Source organism: Brevibacillus sp. FSL K6-0770, from assembly GCF_038000275.1.
Taxonomy (GTDB): Bacteria; Bacillota; Bacilli; order Brevibacillales; family Brevibacillaceae; genus Brevibacillus; species Brevibacillus parabrevis.
In genome coordinates this window covers 3,204,547-3,222,311 of the sequence record NZ_JBBOBQ010000001.1, presented here as the reverse complement: position 1 = coordinate 3,222,311, position 17,765 = coordinate 3,204,547, and the positions used below count along the sequence as shown (strand labels likewise).

Here is a 17,765-nt window from a genome sequence, read left to right as displayed (position 1 = left end):
AGAAAAGGTGGAAAAGCAAAGGATGAGACCCGGAAAAGAGGGACTTTAGCATCATGGAATATTTTAACATATATGTCGATTTAAAAATGAAGTTACAAAAACATGCATCTGTTAAACATAGTCGTTTGGGAATAGGAGAGAAAGGAGGGAGCATAGCAAATGCAGGCAACAGATGGCGTCATGACCTATCACGATTTGCAAGTCGTCTGGCCGTATGGGCCGATCCGGCTGGACAGCCTGACATTTTTGCATCAGACGGGCACGCATGCGACTTTGCGCCTGACCGGAATCGTCCCGGAAGACAAAGAAGAGGAAATCATCCATCTGGCCAGCAATCACGACGGCATCGGGCTGTACGGGAAACAGGGCGCGGCGAAAAAGCCGATTTTCATGGGTTGCTTGCAGCATGTGGAGATCAAAGTCGTCCGGGATATTCATTACGTGACGATTCAAGCGATTTCCCATACATACGCGATGGACTTGAGTCCGAAAACGCGCTCTTTTCAACAGGTAGACCGCCTGTACCGGGATGTCGTCGAGGAAGCTTTGTCCGTCTATCCGGGCGGGGATTTCATCGACCAAGCTTTTGACGAAAAAAAGCAGGGCAAGTTCATCATGCAGTACGAGGAGACAGACTGGACGTTTGTCAGGCGCATCGCTTCGCATGTGGGAGCCGTCCTCGTCCCGGATGTCAGTGACCACAAGGTGCGTTTCTGGATCGGAATGCCCGAGGGACGCAAGCAAATCAAGCTGGAAGCGGCTCCGTACGAGGTCAACCGGGCGATTGCACCATATATGAAAAAAGCGGCGAACGGCGCATCCTCGCTGTCCGAATACCAGTACACGACGTATACCTTCGACCACGACGAATGGCTGCACATCGGCGATGAGGTGCAGCGTGACGGCCGAACGTTTGTCATCACAAAGGTTACCGCAACGCTGGAGCAGGGACTGTTGAAGTGGACCTACGTGTGCGCTGTGCCTGAATCGGTCAAGCAAACGAAGCTGTACAACTCCGCGATCATCGGCGCAGCCATCGACGGCAAAATCATTCAGGTTGGCCGCAACCAGGTCAAAATTCACTTGAATATGGACCAAAAACAAGACGCAAGCAAAGCCCAATGGTTCCCGTACGCCGCAGAAGGCAACCAGATTTTATACCTCATGCCAGAGCTCGGTTCCAAGGTCAAGCTGTACTTCCCTGGTGCCGAAGAGGACGACGGCATGGTCATGAACTCCGTGCGCCACGCCCCGCAAGGCGAAGCCGTCCAGAAGCAAGCGGAAAAAATGCAGGACCCGGGGGTCAAATCGTTCGGCAACCCCCAAGGCAAAGAGTTCACGCTGGGCGACAAAGAGCTGACGATGACGGCGCAGGAGGGCATGCTGTACATCTCCATGAATAAGGATGCGGGTGTCAGTTTGCATAGTGCGTCGCAGGTGCGGATTCAAGGAAAGGGCGCCGTGAGCCTGAGCGGTGCGGCTGTTCATTTGTCCGGCACAGAAGGATTGACGGTCAAAACGGCAGGAGATGCTCTAGAGTTAATCGAAGAAGCAAATGCGAGCAGTGAAAACATTCAGCTGGAAGCGAGTGCCCGGCATTCTTTTCCGCAACTGTTAAGTGCGTTTGAGCAGGATGTAGCGGCCAACGGGATTCTTGCGGTCATGGCGAAACGCACCTTGGACAATCAGATCGCAGAGGTGGAAGGGAAGTTTGCGGCCTTTGGGGATACGTTGGCTGGTTTGTGGAGGGCAGTAGTCGACGCGGGAGATCTTGCCGTGACCGGATTGTATGCAGCTGTAGGCAAGGATTCTGCTGATTTGTATCAATCTGTGAGCGGAAAAGAATTCGGTTCGCTGACCGAGAGGAACAATCTGGCCAAGGGCGCGGTGGAAGCGGCCACCAACGCAGTCGAATACGTAGAGAAAGTGGCCTCAGGCCAAAAAACGGCACTGGATGTACTGGGAGATGCAGGGGGAGCCGTCATCTCGACGGTGAAAGAATACACCGAACCCTTCATGAAAGAAGGGGAGTACCGACAGGAGAATTTGCACGGTGGTCTGTGGACTCGTTCGATAGAAGACAGCTATCAAAAAGGGAGAAACGAATATCAGAAAGACCTGATCATGGCGGAAGCACTCATGAACGCTTACAGTTTTGGAGGCGGGTCAGTTGTTCTAAAGGCCGAGAAATTCATAGCCAAGCAGGAGGGGGAAAGAGGTACAAAGAATTCTCATGGCGATGTCGATTCCGACGGTGGAAAAGGCAAAGGCGGCTCCTTGCATGGTTCTGACAAAAATGATGGGCTGGAAGGAGCACCGCTCAAGGACGGGAAGCTCAAGACGAAGGCCGAGTTGCCGGTTGATGTGTTGAAGGACTTGGATTTGATAAAGGAAAAATTTCAGCTTGGCATGTTGGCACAAGTCTTGAAGAAGACCGGTATGAAAGTGGAGATGGTCGATCCGGTTACTAGGCAAAGCTTTTGGTCTTGGGACAAAGAGGCGATGGTTTCTCACTTTAGAAAAACAGAAAATGGAAATGGGCGGCAAAATGTGGGCACGTCAAAGGGCCATGTCAATGAGGCTCCTCGTAAGGACATTCCACATGAAACAACGCCGCCAAAAGGAGGAAAGGCAAGCGGAGATTCCGGGCATTCTCAGCATGATGAGCCAGTTACTGATAAGGGGACGAGAGCTAATAAAAATGAGCCTCATGAGAAGGAGAAAGTGGGGGCTGAAGGAGCGGGTAACCTTTTCAATACACTGGAGAATTTAGGGCTTAATACTTCAAAGAATGAGGTTCGTGCTAAAAACTTGCGAGCTGTAGGTGTAACAGAAGAGAACATCATTAAAGCAATTCAAAGTGGAATAAACTCTTCTGCGTTTATTCAAAAGAAAATTTTAAACTTGAATGAATTTAAATATCTTAATGCCGAACAGCGAAGTGCGATAATTTCAGCAATTAATGATGGTAGAGTTGATATTTCTAAATGGGCGGGTAAAATATCAGGGGAACTAGATGGATTAACTCGAGAAGAATGGTTGGCAATCGATAAATTAATTGGGAACGGGAAGGATGTTTATAGAATTCCTGAAAACGCAAAGGAAAAGGTAGCTGATTTTGTAGTTGATGAAGTTAAGGTGGAGTTCAAAGGTTTACTTACCGACACATTTGAAGGTATTGAAAGTAAGGCATTTAAATACGCTAGAGAGAGTTTCATGCCGTTACCTGCAGGTAAAAACGCAGATTCGCTGGTGTTGGATGTTTCTTCAAATGGTCAGAAGATTACTCTTGAACAAGCGAGTAATATTGCAAATAAAATTAAGGAGAGATTCCCAAACAAGACTATTGAAATATGGACATCAGACGGGGATGTCATTAAGTAGGGGGATGCAATGAGAAAGACATGCAAGTGTGGAGTAATTCTGTCGGACACAATAGTGCCTAATAATGTAGTTTTTTGGACTTATAAGGCAACTGAAAGAAATCAACTTATTAAAAATTTTGAAGGAGAATTTACTGATCTAACTCAAATTGCAATTTGGTACTGTGAGGAATGTAAACGAATTTACTATTGGGGTGACGACGGAAAAGTATATACGTATGCACTAAGAAACAAAGAAGTGTTAGACTATCCCAATATAGACTGGGAAAGTGATAAGGAATTGTACTATTCTTTTAATGATTTTGAGGAAAAAGAAATAAGAAATGAACTGAAGGGAACAGGTGAACTTACTGTCCCAAGGAAAATAAAAGTACTAGAAAATAGAAATGAAATTGCGATTAAGTCAAGTGAACATGGAACTATAAAGCTATATAAGCTAGAAAATGTTGAATAGATGTAATAGCAAATTGTAAAGAGCGTAAGGTGCAATTAACTAAGGTCTGTCAAAAGTTTTGTGTAAACATGTTTACAACTCCAACAACAAGACCATACAAGACAACCAACAAACCAAACACTAAAAAATTTGACAACCATACTTGATTAACTTTCAAAAGCTCTTTCCCACTTGAATCATGAGTAGGAATGAGCTTTTTTGTCATACAGGAGCAAATATGGAGTGCCTTTGAGCAAGATGTAGCGGCCAACGGGATTCTTGCGGTCATGGCGAAACGCACCTGGGATAACCAGATCGCAGAGGTGGAAGGGAAGTTTGCGGCCTTTGGGGATACGTTGGCTGGTTTGTGGGGGGCGGCGGTAGACGCGGGCGACCTGGTTGTGACAGGTGTTTTGGGAGGCGATGACGCCCAAAGCTTGTATGAGTTTGTGAGCGGTTCCGAAGTCGGTTCGCTGACCGAGAGGAACAATCTGGCCAAAGGAGCGGTGGAAGTCGCCACGAACACAGCCGAATATGTAGAGAACGTGGCTTCAGGCAAAAAATCATGGCAGGACGTAGCCCAAGATGCAGGCGACGCAGCCGTCTCGATCGGGACAGGATTATACAACGATTACATCGACCCTTTTGTGAAAGACGAGAAGTACAAACAAGATAATTTGCACGGCGGTCTGTGGACCCGCTCGGTCGACGAAAGCTACGCAAAAGGGCAAAACGAATTTAAGAAAGACATGGTCGTAGCGGAAGCCGTACTGACGGTGTATAGCGGTGGAATGGGCACAGCAGCATTAAAAGGCGGCAAATCGGTGGCGAAGTTGGATGTGGACGCGCCGCATGGCAAGCAACCCCATACAGATGTGGATGAGGACGGCGGAAAAGGGAGAGGCGGTCTCTTGCACGGGTCCGGTGTAGATGACCTGCTGGAAGGCGCGCCCCTCAAGGACGGGAAGCTCAAGACGAAGGCCGAGCTATTTGATGGTGTGTTGAAGGATTTGGATTTGATAAAGGAAAAGTTTCAGCTTGGTATGTTGGAACAAGTCCTGGAGAAGGTCGGCATTAAAGCGATGGTCGAACCTATGACGGGGCAAGGCTCAGGAAAGCCAACCAAACACGTAGGTTATCATGATTGGGATAACCAAACGAGTCATGCAGGCCTACCTGACAAGAAAGGAACAGAAGCGAAGCTGGCAACATCTCTTAACCCGGCCTTCTCAAAAAGAAATACAGAACCTCATGCTTCAGGAACACAAGCCGTACAGGCAAACAAACTGCCGGATAAAAATACCCCGAACGAAAATGTGTTGCCAAAGGTAGCAAACGGAGACACATGGTATTCGAATTATTCTTCGGTGAAGAAGAACGATGGTGGTGGTACTAGCAAAGGGAATCTACCAGAGAAGGATAAGCCGAATGCTGGGGGACTGGTAATGTTGTTACAAGAGCTCAAAAAATCGATTTAGCTACTAGTGTGCTTAGAGACCAACTTGATAAACATATAGATTTTATCAAAAAGGGAGGATTGAGAAAGCCATTAATAGCTCCAAACATTGGTGGGGGCAAGTACGTTCCAAAGGTTGTAACGGCAGCAATTGATATTGAAGTACCGGATATAGTTCACTTTGGTTATAATGGCAGGAGAGAGGGGCAATTTAATCCAAGTGTAAAAGAGTTACATGAGGATCTGGAAAAATTAATTAATAAAATTAAGGAAAGGGCAAAAAATGACCCCAATAATGAATACAGGTCTAAAGAAAGTTATGAAGATTGGGATGTTGAAAACTGCGCAGAAGTACAGGCTGTGAATTTAGCACTTCATAATGGCGCAAAAATGGAAAATATCTTAATACGTACAGTATATGGTAACAGTGGAGAACTTAAAGATCTATGTAATAACTGTAATAAAACATTTGAAAATTTTCTAATCGATTTAATTAACTTGAAGGGGGAATAGCTTCTACATGCTATCAGATAAAGCCTTAGATGTATTGATTCGATCAGGATGGTATGAAGGAAGAAAAATAGATATAAAAGAAACAATTAGTTTTTTAGAAACAAGAGGTTTCACAATATTTTCATGTGTAGAAAAACTGCTAGAAGAGTTCGGGGGAATAGAATATCTTTATACAAAGAAAGACGGAACTATAGAGTCTTTTCACTTTATCCCTGAAACTGCGCTAGGTGACATTCTGGAAAGAGAAGATTTTTCAGAATTCGAATATTGGTTTCAAGAACCACTTGTAATTATTGGAGAGGCATATCGACGTAACATGAATTTGTTTATGTCTGCTAGTGGTATAGTTTATGGGGAGTATGGCGGATATGATCTGTATAAGTTTGGTAACAACATTTACGAAGCCCTAGAAACGCTGTGCATGCCTAAACCTGCCGAAAAAATAAAAAACCCAAGTCTATCATAGGAGTCTGTTAGATTCTGTAAAATATTTTGTGTAGACTTGTTTACAATTCCTACAATACAACAAGCTAAACACTAAACCATTCAAACGCTTGATAAGCTTTAAAAAGCTCTTTCTACTTGAATCATGAGTAGGAATGAGCTTTTTTGGCATGTAGAAAATAAAAGATAAAGCAATCAGGCATTATACTTCATGCCAGAACTTAAGCGATACTTCCCAGGGGCAGAAGAGAACGATCGCATGGTCATGAACTCCGTTCGCCACGCTCCGCAAGGCGAAGCCGTCCAGAAGCAAGCGGAAAAAATGCAGGACCCGGGGGTCAAATCGTTCGGCAACCCCCAAGGCAAAGAGTTTACGCTGGGCGACAAAGAGCTGACGATGACGGCGCAGGAGGGCATGCTGTACATCTCCATGAATAAGGATGCGGGCGTCAGTTTCAATAGTGCGTCGCAGGTGCGGATTCAGGCAATCGGAGGACTGAGCTTGCATGGGGCTGCGGTTACCTTGACCGGATCGGAAGGTCTGTCCATAAAGACGATCGTAGACCATATGGGACTGCAAGAAGAGATTAGCGCCAGCAGTGAGGAAATCAAGCTGGACGCCACCACGCGCAGAAGCTTTCCCCACCTGTGGAGCGCCTTTGAAGAAAAAGTGCAGTCCATAGGAGTGGACGGGATCATAAAAGAGCGAATCCAGGCAAACATGGACGCGGAAGTGAAAGTGACGAAAGAGTTTTGGTCGGAAAACATGTCGGCATTTTGGGCGGCCACTGTCGATACAGCGGACATCGTTTTTTCCACGTTATCCTTCGGGTATTCCGAGAACGTGTATGAATGGGCCAGTGGGAAAGAGGTAGGCTCATTAACGGAGCGCAATCTCATGGTACAAGGACTCCAGAAAACCGCAGAGGATGCCTTTACGTACGCAGAAAAGGTGATTACGGGGGAAAAGTCAAAACTGGAAGTGGCAGGAGATGCGCTCGATGCAGGGCGGGGGATTCTAAAGGAAGCAGTTGAACCTTTTATAGAAGAAGCGCAGTACTTGATCGAGGATGCCAAAGGCGGCAAGTGGACCCGTTCGATTGAAGAGAGCTACGAAAAAGGACGAAACAGTGCCAAAAAAGACCTGGTTATCTTGGAACTGGTCGGCAGTCGTGGCCTTTTCGGGGCTTACAGGAAAGCCGTCAAAAAAGTAAGAGACCAGGGAGGAAATGATTCGAAGGCAAGCCATACTTCAGACAGGTCGGATCACGAGCAAGGCCAACAAAAGGATGGAAACGGTGCGGCACTGCCCCTCCAAGGAGCAAACGACCACCACCGAAACAGCACTGGGCAAAAGGACGGGAAGCTGAAAACCAAAGCCGAAATCCCGCTGGACGAAATCCAAAATTTGCAAGATGTGATTGATTTGCTTATCCTAAAAATGAACAGGAAGCTTGATGGTCGAATTGTAATTGGGCAGACCAGCGCAGACGGGATAGGCGGAGTTGGAGGGTACCATGTTTTCTTTGAGGCGGATCAAAGAGGGCGTGGGGGTAGTAAAGATAAGGGAGGGGAGACGAGGAGGACTGAGGGGACGGGTGATGTTAATCTAACAGAACCGTCTCTACCTAAAGGTGGAAAACCTAAAGGAAACTATACCAAAGGTGACTCACACGGTATTAAGAAAGAGAGCGAAACAGCCAATCTAATGGCAGATCAAGGATATGACATTGAAATGCTAGATGAAGTAAACGGTGGTAATGGATACGGAATAAAAGAGTCGTCAAATCCAGATTTCGTTATTGAAGGTAAAGTATTTGATTGTTATGCACCAACAATAGAAACAAATGTTGATAACATTCTTAGAAACATAACCAAAAAGACTAAAACACAAGCAGAAAGAATAGTTCTTAATTTAGATCAATTCCCTTCTGAAAAAGTGACCGAAATTATTCAAGGGATTTTAAGAAAAGCAAATCCAAACGGTGATTTAAAGAACTTAAAAGAACTATTTATTGTGAAAGATGGGGAAATTACACGGGTATTTGGGGGATAGAAATGAATGGACTATGAATTGTTTTTACGATCTAATGTAGGTAATAATTCATTAGGAGAGATGCTAGAAAGATTTACTACCGAGTTTGCGAACAAGAAGGCATCATTTAGTTGTAACGATGAGGAAATAGTTATCGGGTCTGAGCTATTTTCATTGGCTCTTGAAATTGAAGATGTCTCTGATATCGTTTTTGTTAGAAAGCATTATAACTTAGATGTTAATGTATGCATCAGAATTCAATTGTTTGGTAATACATTTTATCAAGGACTAGAGCTTTTGTTTAAAGTTATGGGAAAGCTTATAAGACATATTGATGGAAATCTATTATTTCTAGAAGATGGTTCAGCTCAGTTGCTTAGAATTGAGAATGGTCAGCTATTTGTCAATAACGCTTTAGACCAGTATCAAGCGAAGTATTTAACCACAAGTCTACTTAGTTTACTTGATCGTCCTTATATTGAAAAAGAATTGTCAAACTGAGATGTATATGTGAATAAATCCGTGGGGCCACCTAGTGCCGGATGAGCTCATCATTTAACCAATAACACATCTAACCTATGTAATGCCCGTATGAAGATTTCGCAATTTCATTTGTACGCACATCAAATGCTTTAATTTCATACCCTAAATAACGTACTAGCGTTACATTGAACAGGTTGATTATGGTCAGATACCACCATGATATAACATAATTATTGATACAAAAAAATGGTGCCTGAGCGTATTGAACAACTGATGAAAGCAGTTGATGAAGCAGGAATAGCAGATAGAATATTGTGGTACCCTTAAGGAGTGAGAAAATGGAAGAAAGAAATATTCTTAATATGTTTGATTTGCATAAAAAGTGGGTTGAGACAATTGGTAAAGAAGGTGAGATGTTAAAGTTAGATGAAGTGGACTTAAGAAGTTTTGATTTATCCGATACATTTCTTGAACAAGCATATTTAATAGAGTGTACTTTTGATGATCTCAAACTGGAAAATATCGATTTTTACACATCATTATTAGCCTCGTCAACATTTAAAAATGCATATTTAGATAAATGCGATTTTTATAAATCAGATCTTAGATATACAGATTTTTCTAACTGTGTCATTAAAAACAGTAGATTTAGTAAAGGTGATTGTTGGGAAGCAATATTTAGAAATGCATATTTAGTAGATTGTAATTTGATTAATGCATCGTTCTACTTAACGGATTTTAGTTGGGCAAGACTAGAAAATGTAGATATAAGTGTTTCGACATTTAAAGAAACATTGTTAAACGGAGTAACATTAAAAAATATTAAAGGTATAGAAGAAGCCTTTATTGAGAGTATAAATATTGGTACATCGGAGAAACCAATATTGTTGGAATCAGAAAAAGCAAGGGAATGGATGTTAGAAAAATGCGAATAAGCGAATGAGTATGTAGTGATCTGTAAATAATTCCAACAAATGCATATTACTTCGCGATGTAGCTTCTTTTTTCTGATATCACATGCTAAGGCCTTGTTTAAAATTTTGTGTAAACCCGGTTACAACTCCAATAACAAGATCGTACAATACAACCTACAAACAAATGCTAAGCAATGCAAACACTTGATAAACTTTCAAGAGCTCTTTCCACTTGAATTACGAGTAGGAATGAGCTTTTTGGCATGTAGAAAACGATGAATAATCAGATATTATACACTTCATGCCGAACTCAAGCTATACTTCCCTGGCGACGAAGACGACGGCATGGTCATGAACTCCGTGCGCAACACCCCGCAAGGCGACGAAACCGTCCAGAAGCAAGCGAAAAAAATGCAGGACCCAGGAGACCAATCGTTTGGCAACCCTCAAGGCAAAGAGTTTACGCTGGGCGGCTGTTCATTTGTCCGGCACAGAAGGATTGACGGTCAAAACGGCAGGAGATGCTCTAGAGTTAATCGAAGAAGCAAATGCGAGCAGTGAAAACATTCAGCTGGAAGCGAGTGCCCGGCATTCTTTTCCGCAACTGTTAAGTGCGTTTGAGCAGGATGTAGCGGCCAACGGGATTCTTGCGGTCATGGCGAAACGAACCTTGAATAAACAGATCGCCGAGGTGGAAGGGAAGTTTTCGGCTTTTGGGGATACGCTGGCTGGTTTGTGGGGCGCGGCGGTAGACGCGGGCGACCTGGTTGCAACGGGTGTTTTGGGAGGCGATGACGTCAAAAGCTTGTATAAGTTTGTTTGAAGGATGGAAAAATCCAACTACTGGAGAAATAGAAAGAGTACACTCTGTATTAGAGGGAAGAAATTATGGTAATTAGGAGGGTTTATGTTGATAGATAAACAGCCAGTCATTCAAGATTTTTTTCCTTTTTGAAGAGCGATTTACTTGATGTGCCAGAGTGTTTATCCAATGGAGAGCCGTGGCAAGATCATATGATGGGATATGAACTTCCAGAGCATTCTGAGGAGATTGAATTTAAAGAAGGCATAATGATCTTCATTAACACTTCTTCGTATAACGAAATCATTATGAAAAATATAGATTTCTATGATTGCTTGAAAGAAACATGTGTGGAATTTATTAGGGATAACCCGGAACAAAAAGACCAAGTGAATCTACATATTGACAAGATAAAGGTTGTTTTAAATTTGTAAAAACTCCATCCAGTGCTAAATAAACCAACAAAAAAGCCAAGAAAAATAGGCGGGGTTGACATATTACACATAATATCGAGCAAGAACTAATAAATCCGTTCATAAACCAAACCATAAACACAAAACCAAACAACCAACACAAACAAAAACAGGACACTCCCCCAATCCCACCAGAAAGAATGCCCTGCTCCATTACATCTGTACTACCTCCATCCTACACAACCAAATTCAATGCCATAATCAAAATAATCGCCACTACCGACAAAATCGTCTCCATCACCGTCCACGACTTCAGCGTATCTTGCACCGACATGTTGAAATATTCCTTGATCAGCCAGAAGCCGGAATCGTTCACATGAGACAGGATCAGCGAGCCGGAGCCTGTTGCCAGTACCAACAGTTCCGGGCTGGTTCCGGGAACTTGCAGGGCGATAGGCCCGACAATTCCTGCTGCCGTCATCATGGAGACGGTAGCGGACCCGGTAGCTACGCGGATCAAGGCAGCGATCAGCCAGCCCAACAGGATGGGCGAAATCGCGGAGGCTTTGGCCAATTCAGCGATGTAATCGCCGACGCCGCTGTTCAGCAGAACTTTGTTGAACGCGCCACCCGCACCGATGACCAACAGGATTGTCGCGGTAGGAGCGAGGCAGTCGTTTGTGAATTTGAGAATGTCGTCTTTGGTAAAGCCGCGATTGAAGCCGAGTGTCCAGAACGAAATGATGACGGCAATCAACAGGGACGTGATCGGGCTGCCGATAAAATCAGCCCATTGGCGCAAGGCGTCTTCCTTCGGCAATGTTACATCGGCGACAGTCGCGAGCAACATCAAAAACACAGGCAAAAGCACGGTAAAGACAGTGATTCCGAAGCCAGGCAATTCGCGCTCGTCCTTTGGCTCCGCCATTTGCGCTGCAAGCTCAGGCGAGATGCTCGTCTGGATGCGCTTGCCAATCCAGCTGCCGTAGAGCGGCCCGGCGATGATTGCAGCAGGCAGGGCTACGATGATGGACAGCAAAATCGTCTTGCCGACATCGGCCTGGAACAGATCGACCGCTGCCATGGCAGCAGGGTGCGGAGGCACGATGCCATGCACGATGGACAAGCCGGCGATGAGCGGAATCCCGATTTTCAGCAAAGAGACGCCCGTTTGTCTGGCAATCGTAATGACGAGCGGAATCAACAGAACGAAGCCTACTTGAAAGAAGACCGGAATCCCTACGATAAAGGCGACGAACATCATGGCCCAGTGCACGTTTTTTTCACCGAACAGCCGGATCAGGGTGCGGGCGATTCGCTCTGCGCCGCCGGATTCCGCCATCATTTTTCCAAGCATGGTGCCAAGCGCGAGCACGATCGCAATAAAGCCGAGCGTTCCGCCCATCCCGTCTTTGATCGAGTCGACGACTTTGACGAGCGGCATCCCGGAAGCGATTCCGACAAACCCGGCCGCGAGCAACAGCGCGACAAACGGGTTGACTTTGAACCGCGTGATGAGAACGAGGAGGAAGAGAATCGAGATCAACGTAATGAGAAGTGGCATGATAGAACCCTCCGTTTGATGTGTCTAGTTGTTCAACTGTTTTTGGAACTTGGCGATTAGCTTGTACTCCTCCAGGAGGTTGTAGTAAACGCGCTCGTAAATGTAAAACAACTCCAGATACATGCTGGATCGCTCCAGGTCCGGCTCATGCCTGTGCGAAATGTGAATCATCTTTTTCACATCATGCAAATTGTCCAATGCTCCAAGCGCGTGCATCGCTAAAAGGGCGGCGCCAAAGCTGGAGCTTTCGTGACTCTCAGGAATCAGCACCTCGTAGCCGAACATATCGGACATGATTTGCCGCCATTCCTTGGAACGGGCGAAGCCGCCGGATGCGCGAATTTCCTTGGCGCCGCCAGCCAGATCGCGGAGCGCGATGCCAATGCTGTATACGCTGAACAAAATGCCTTCGAGGACGGCGCGGATGAAATGCTCCCGTTTGTGGTGCAGGCCGATGCCGAAAAAAGAACCTCTCGCCTGCGCATTCCAGTAGGGCGCGCGTTCGCCGGACAAGAAGGGGAGGAACAGCAACCCATCTGCGCCGGGGCGTACATGCTCAGCCGCCTGAATCATGACGTCGTAAGGATCGACGCCCAGCTGCTTCGCCTTTTCGACTTCCGGCCAGCTGAACTCGTCGCGGAACCAGCGGAGCATGATCCCGCCATTGTTGGACGGGCCGCCGATGACCCAATGATTCTCCGTCAGCAAGTAGCAGAACGTGCGGCCTTTCGGATCGGTGATCGGCTCGGGCACGACTGTCCGAACAGCTCCGCTCGTCCCGATCGTAATGGCTACCTGACCGTTGTCGATGGCACCGATGCCGAGATTGGCCAGCACGCCATCACTTGCTCCGACCACAAAAGGCGTGTCGGGATCAAGCCCGATCTCTTCCGCATAGCGTACCTTCATTCCCCGCAGGATATGGGTAGTCGGCACTGGCTCGCTCAGGTGTTGCTTCGTGATGCCGGCAACCTGCAGCGCGTCGTCGTCCCAGTCCAGTTTGCGCAAGTTGAACAGTCCCGTAGCCGAAGCGATGGAGTAATCAACCACGTACTGACCGAACAGTCGATAGATCACATATTCCTTGATGGAAATGTACTTCGCTGTCTTCTGGGAAATATCGGGCTGATTCTCTTTGAGCCACATGATTTTGGGAAGCGGCGACATGGGGTGGATCGGCGTTCCGGTCGCCAGGTAGATCGAATGGCCGACACCTTCCTCCTTGAGCCGCTCTGCCTGTGCCGCGCTGCGGTTATCCGCCCAGATGATGCTGTTCGTCAGGGGATTTCCGTGCGCATCTACGGCAATCAGGCTGTGCATCGCGGTGGAGAAGCCGATGCCGCCGATTTCGTTCTGCCCGATGTCCGCTTGTTCAATCGCCTGTTTCAATGCGGCAACGACAGCGGCGAAGATCGTTTCCGGGTCTTGCTCAGCCCACGATGCTTTCGGCACCAGCAGGGGATAGTCGATATTGCCAGTCCCGCGAACGGCTCCAGATGCTGTGAAGACAATCGCTTTCGTACTGGTTGTCCCGATATCAAGACCGATAAAGTAGCTTTGCTTCATGTGCTTTCACCCTTTTTTCGCGAAAAACGTCTCGATGTTTTCCTAAAAGTAAGATCGGACCGCTTGCCGCCTGTTCTTTTGGCTCCGAAGAGAATGGAAACAGTCACGATCATTTGTATACGCTTTCAACCGAGTGGCGTGTTGATAACGAGAATATAGCGAAATTTTTTTCATTTGTTAATATAAAAGAAAAAAATTATTTCATTTTTCATATTCACATCGATAGTATTACCAAAAATAGCCGTTTGATGGTTTGGGAGGGAAAAAGAAAAACGCCTGATCACAGGCGTTTGAGCGAGATAGCTTCTCGGATATGCTGAATGTTGGAGATCGTATCGTCCTGTCTGCGCAAGGAAACCGCCACGTACAGCAAATCGATCAGGCTGAGCTGGGCGAGGCGGGAAGACAAAGCTTCCGTGCGAAAAACGGTTTCCCGCGAAGTCGTGTATAAGCACATGTCAGCGAGACGGACGAGGGGAGACTTGCCGTAGCTCGTAATGCCAATCGTTTTGGCGCCGCGCTCCTTGGCTACGCGCAGGGCTGCCAAAATATCTTTGTTGGAGCCGGAGTGGGAGAAACCTACGGCTACCGCGCCTTCCGTCAGCAGCGAAGCGGACATGACCTGATAGTGGGCATCCGAGTGATGAATACAGGGAATGCCTGTCCGCATGAATTTGTGGTAGGCGTCTTGGGCGATCGCAGCCGAGCCGCCAGAGCCGTAAAATTCAATACGAGTCGCTTTTTCCAGGCAGGAGACGATTTTGAGCAGCTCATCCTTGTTGATGATTTGCAGGGTGTCCCGCAATGTTTCCAGATTCGCGGTGAAAATTTTTTCGGCAATCGCGCCGATGTCGTCGTCATCCAGATTGATCTCCTGGTAGATCGTTTGCTTTGGATTGGTCACTTCGCTGGCCAGCGCGATTTTAAACGCCTGGTACCCGCGAAAACCGAGCCGCCGACAAAGCCGAAAGACCGTCGCGTCCGCGCACTGGCACTGATCGGCCAGCTCGGTAATGGAGAAATGAACGATTTGATTGGCATGCTGCAAAATGTAATCGGCAATCTGCTGTTCTTTGCCGCTTAACTGTGTGTAAATGGCGCGCAGCTGCGCAAGCACACTGACAGGCGTGTGTGACGTTGTATCTGGCATGAAATGCGACCTCCTGAATTGAATTGAATTGAATCGTACTGGAATGCCATCTATATTTCAGCAAAAGATATTGCCAAAAAGGCTCGTGCAGGGCAAATGCAATGATTTCCTACTTGCTAGTATAGGAGAAACAGACGGTCGTTTCCTAGTTTCAAAAAAATTTTCTTCATTTCTGATGAAAGATGAAAATTTTTGTCTTATAATACAAACTAACAGAGTTCATCCCAAAAGGAGTGACGTACGCGAATGAAACTTGCGATTCTCGGTCTAGGTAAAATGGGGTACAATCTGACACTCAATTTGCTTTCTCATCAACATGAGGTTGTCGCTTACGACGTAGATAAAAGCCGTGCGGAAGAACTGAGCCGCGAAGGAGCGATTCCGGCTGCTTCTGTCGAGGATGCGGTAGCGAAGCTGGACACGCCGCGCGTCATCTGGCTGATGGTTCCGGCAGGGGAGATTGTCGACCAGCTGGTTGATCAGCTGTCTATGATTCTCGCTCCCGGCGATATCGTCATCGACGGCGGTAACTCGCATTACAAGCAATCTGTAGAGCGCTACGAACGGTTGAAAGCCAATGGCATTCATTTTCTCGATGCAGGCACAAGCGGCGGAATGGAAGGCGCTCGCCACGGGGCATGTATGATGATCGGCGGGGATCGGGAAGCGTTCGCCCACATCGAACCGATGATTCGCGACATCAACGTGGACAAGGGCTACTTGTACACGGGCGATGCGGGCAGCGGTCACTTTTTGAAAATGATTCACAACGGGATCGAGTACGGAATGATGCAAGCGATCGGGGAAGGCTTCGAGGTGCTGGAAAAAAGCCAGTACAACTACGATTTCGCCGAAGTGGCCCGCGTGTGGGCGAACGGCTCTGTCATCCGCGGCTGGCTGATGGACTTGACGGAGCGCGCCTTCCGCAAAGACGCCAAGCTCGATGACATTCGCGGCGTCATGCACTCTTCCGGCGAAGGAAAATGGACGCTGGAAACGGCGCTCGACCTGCAAGCAGCCACTCCTGTGATCGCGATGTCGCTGCTCATGCGCTATCGCTCGCTGGACGAGGATGCCTTCCACGGCAAAGTTGTCGCTGCGCTGCGCAACGAATTTGGCGGACATGCGGTAGAAAAGAAATAACAGCACCAAAAAGGATGACGATGTCGTCAACGCCTTGACGAAGAAATAACGACGCAAGAACCTGTGCAAGCAGGTTCTTTTTTTGTGCCTATCGCTAAAAGGAAAGGTGAATCGTAATACTTCTGCCCTGTTCACGTCCAGCCAAATAGAAGAAGATGGAAATACAACAAAGCAAGCTTGGCTGGAAGGAGAGAGAACAGATGGCTATCGTATCATTGCAATCCACCAATCCGGATTTTTCGTTTCTGATCAAAAAAAATCCGGCGACCGGACTATCGCTGCGGTCGGTGCGCAAAGGAATCGCCTACGGGTGGTACTCGGATGCTTCCCGCTACCACGTTTATTTTAAAGATGCCGACAACGAAATATCCTATAAACAGTATGAACACGAGCATTTTGAATACTTGAACCTGTCGCGCTATAACACGCCTTTGTTTCCGCTTCATGCGATTGGCGAATACTTTTCGGCACCGTTGAAATCGCGGGATGAACGGGACGTTGCAGGCTACACGCATACTTTTTTCATCAACATGGTTCATATCGAGCTGGTGCGCTACATTGCCTTTTTTCAAAATCACGTCAAAGACTTTTCCTTCGAAATCGAGCACAGGGCCGACAAAAGCTACGCGTTGACCATTCGGACGCAAAAAAGCTTGCACGACCTGCTGCAAGTGACCAGCGTGCTCTGCCTGTTTTTGGCGACGTTCGGCAAAGAGCACCTCGATATTTCCGACAGCTTGCTCGACAAATACAGCAAGAGCATCCAGGCGATGGACGCGCCTTTCTATATTCGCAGCCTGTTCTCGCGAAACTTTTTGCCCAAGCGGGAGCATTATCGCAAATACAAGGCTGCTCTCGAACAGACGGATCGTTACGAGATGCATCTGGAGTATGGCAGCACGGGCATGCAGCGCAGAAACTTTATTGCGGGACAGCTGCCCTTTTCGCGCCCGATTTTGGATGTCGGCTGCGGCGAAGGATTTTACGCCCTTGCTTTTGCCGGGAAGCTGGCGCATTGCTATTACGCGGTCGATATTGACGAAGAGCGGCTGGAACTGGTCAACCGGAAAGCCGTGGCGAAAGAGGTCGACAATATCGTCCTGTTTCCTTCCGTCGATTCGTTTTTGCTCGAATACAATGGCGAGCAGGTCGACATCATCTTGACCGAAGTGATCGAGCACATGAGCACGAAAGAGGCGAGAGCATTGATTTTGCAGCTTTGCCGCGAGGTCGATTTCGCGAGCTTTATCATCACGACACCGAATGCGGATTTCAATCCATACTACGAATTGTCCGGTTTGCGGCACGACGACCACAAATGGGAGATGGGCGAGCAAGCTTTCCAGACGTGGATGAACGAGATCATGCAAAAGGCTGGTGTCGAGGGCGAGTTTGTCAAAATCGGCGATCAGGTCAACGGAATGCCGACGACACAAGGTGTCATTCTCAGAAAAAGGAGGGCGTAA

Annotated in this window: 15 protein-coding genes; 12 read left to right on the top strand and 3 right to left on the bottom strand. The window is 47.0% G+C overall.

The features are described from left to right. Positions 1-159: 159 nt before the first annotated feature. The 10 genes from NST23_RS14930 (at position 160) to NST23_RS14885 (ending at position 10,897) form a co-directional block, all read left to right on the top strand. Positions 160-3,384, top strand: a complete 3,225-nt coding sequence (locus NST23_RS14930; RefSeq protein WP_217021054.1) for a late control protein — start codon at positions 160-162, stop codon at positions 3,382-3,384. A 9-nt stretch (positions 3,385-3,393) separates the two neighbouring features. Further along, entirely contained in the window at positions 3,394-3,837 is a 444-nt protein-coding gene (locus NST23_RS14925) for a hypothetical protein (RefSeq protein ID WP_173598269.1), read from the top strand. 188 nt (positions 3,838-4,025) lie between these two features. Continuing rightward, positions 4,026-5,294, top strand: coding sequence for a hypothetical protein (locus NST23_RS14920; protein WP_173598270.1), 1,269 nt, complete (start codon positions 4,026-4,028; stop codon positions 5,292-5,294). Between the two features lie 59 nt (positions 5,295-5,353). Continuing rightward, on the top strand, positions 5,354-5,785 hold the full coding sequence (locus tag NST23_RS14915; RefSeq protein ID WP_173598271.1) for a hypothetical protein: 432 nt from the start codon (positions 5,354-5,356) through the stop codon (positions 5,783-5,785). Positions 5,786-5,792: 7 nt separating this feature from the next. Then, positions 5,793-6,251, top strand: coding sequence for an SUKH-3 domain-containing protein (locus NST23_RS14910; RefSeq protein WP_122965459.1), 459 nt, complete (start codon positions 5,793-5,795; stop codon positions 6,249-6,251). 189 nt (positions 6,252-6,440) lie between these two features. After that, the gene (locus NST23_RS14905; protein WP_254223109.1) at positions 6,441-8,285 is read left to right on the top strand and encodes a CdiA C-terminal domain-containing protein; all 1,845 of its coding nucleotides are present in this window, start codon (positions 6,441-6,443) and stop codon (positions 8,283-8,285) included. A 6-nt stretch (positions 8,286-8,291) separates the two neighbouring features. Beyond that, entirely contained in the window at positions 8,292-8,765 is a 474-nt protein-coding gene (locus NST23_RS14900) for a hypothetical protein (RefSeq protein ID WP_173598081.1), read from the top strand. Between the two features lie 320 nt (positions 8,766-9,085). After that, positions 9,086-9,682, top strand: coding sequence for a pentapeptide repeat-containing protein (locus tag NST23_RS14895; protein ID WP_122966400.1), 597 nt, complete (start codon positions 9,086-9,088; stop codon positions 9,680-9,682). Positions 9,683-10,097: 415 nt separating this feature from the next. Further along, complete coding sequence (locus NST23_RS14890) at positions 10,098-10,484, top strand: hypothetical protein (protein WP_217021052.1); 387 nt, start codon at positions 10,098-10,100, stop codon at positions 10,482-10,484. A gap of 128 nt (positions 10,485-10,612) precedes the next feature. After that, a complete protein-coding gene (locus NST23_RS14885; protein WP_217365802.1) occupies positions 10,613-10,897 on the top strand; it encodes a hypothetical protein in 285 nt (94 codons plus the stop codon). Positions 10,898-11,111: 214 nt separating this feature from the next. Here NST23_RS14885 and NST23_RS14880 read toward each other — a convergent pair whose 3' ends face one another. From NST23_RS14880 to NST23_RS14870, 3 genes are all read right to left on the bottom strand, one after another. Beyond that, a complete protein-coding gene (locus NST23_RS14880; protein ID WP_274873988.1) occupies positions 11,112-12,440 on the bottom strand; it encodes a GntP family permease in 1,329 nt (442 codons plus the stop codon). 24 nt (positions 12,441-12,464) lie between these two features. Further along, a complete protein-coding gene (gene gntK / locus NST23_RS14875; protein WP_122966403.1) occupies positions 12,465-14,006 on the bottom strand; it encodes a gluconokinase in 1,542 nt (513 codons plus the stop codon). A gap of 280 nt (positions 14,007-14,286) precedes the next feature. Then, positions 14,287-15,156, bottom strand: a complete 870-nt coding sequence (locus NST23_RS14870) for a MurR/RpiR family transcriptional regulator (RefSeq protein WP_122966404.1) — start codon at positions 15,154-15,156, stop codon at positions 14,287-14,289. Positions 15,157-15,402: 246 nt separating this feature from the next. On the opposite strand from NST23_RS14870, the gene gnd reads away from it, so the two are divergent. Both gnd and NST23_RS14860 read left to right on the top strand, forming a co-directional pair. Then, entirely contained in the window at positions 15,403-16,299 is an 897-nt protein-coding gene (gene gnd / locus NST23_RS14865) for a phosphogluconate dehydrogenase (NAD(+)-dependent, decarboxylating) (protein ID WP_173599805.1), read from the top strand. A gap of 200 nt (positions 16,300-16,499) precedes the next feature. Next, positions 16,500-17,765, top strand: coding sequence for a class I SAM-dependent methyltransferase (locus NST23_RS14860; protein ID WP_242771243.1), 1,266 nt, complete (start codon positions 16,500-16,502; stop codon positions 17,763-17,765).

Coding starts and splice junctions, on each gene's coding strand:
- NST23_RS14930 (WP_217021054.1), top strand. CDS start 160: ATGCAGGCAACAGATGGCGTCATGACCTATCACGATTTGCAAGTCGTC.
- NST23_RS14925 (WP_173598269.1), top strand. CDS start 3,394: ATGAGAAAGACATGCAAGTGTGGAGTAATTCTGTCGGACACAATAGTG.
- NST23_RS14920 (WP_173598270.1), top strand. CDS start 4,026: ATGAGCTTTTTTGTCATACAGGAGCAAATATGGAGTGCCTTTGAGCAA.
- NST23_RS14910 (WP_122965459.1), top strand. CDS start 5,793: ATGCTATCAGATAAAGCCTTAGATGTATTGATTCGATCAGGATGGTAT.
- NST23_RS14905 (WP_254223109.1), top strand. CDS start 6,441: ATGCCAGAACTTAAGCGATACTTCCCAGGGGCAGAAGAGAACGATCGC.
- NST23_RS14900 (WP_173598081.1), top strand. CDS start 8,292: ATGGACTATGAATTGTTTTTACGATCTAATGTAGGTAATAATTCATTA.
- NST23_RS14895 (WP_122966400.1), top strand. CDS start 9,086: ATGGAAGAAAGAAATATTCTTAATATGTTTGATTTGCATAAAAAGTGG.
- NST23_RS14880 (WP_274873988.1), bottom strand. CDS start 12,440: ATGCCACTTCTCATTACGTTGATCTCGATTCTCTTCCTCCTCGTTCTC.
- gntK (WP_122966403.1), bottom strand. CDS start 14,006: ATGAAGCAAAGCTACTTTATCGGTCTTGATATCGGGACAACCAGTACG.
- NST23_RS14870 (WP_122966404.1), bottom strand. CDS start 15,156: ATGCCAGATACAACGTCACACACGCCTGTCAGTGTGCTTGCGCAGCTG.
- gnd (WP_173599805.1), top strand. CDS start 15,403: ATGAAACTTGCGATTCTCGGTCTAGGTAAAATGGGGTACAATCTGACA.
- NST23_RS14860 (WP_242771243.1), top strand. CDS start 16,500: ATGGCTATCGTATCATTGCAATCCACCAATCCGGATTTTTCGTTTCTG.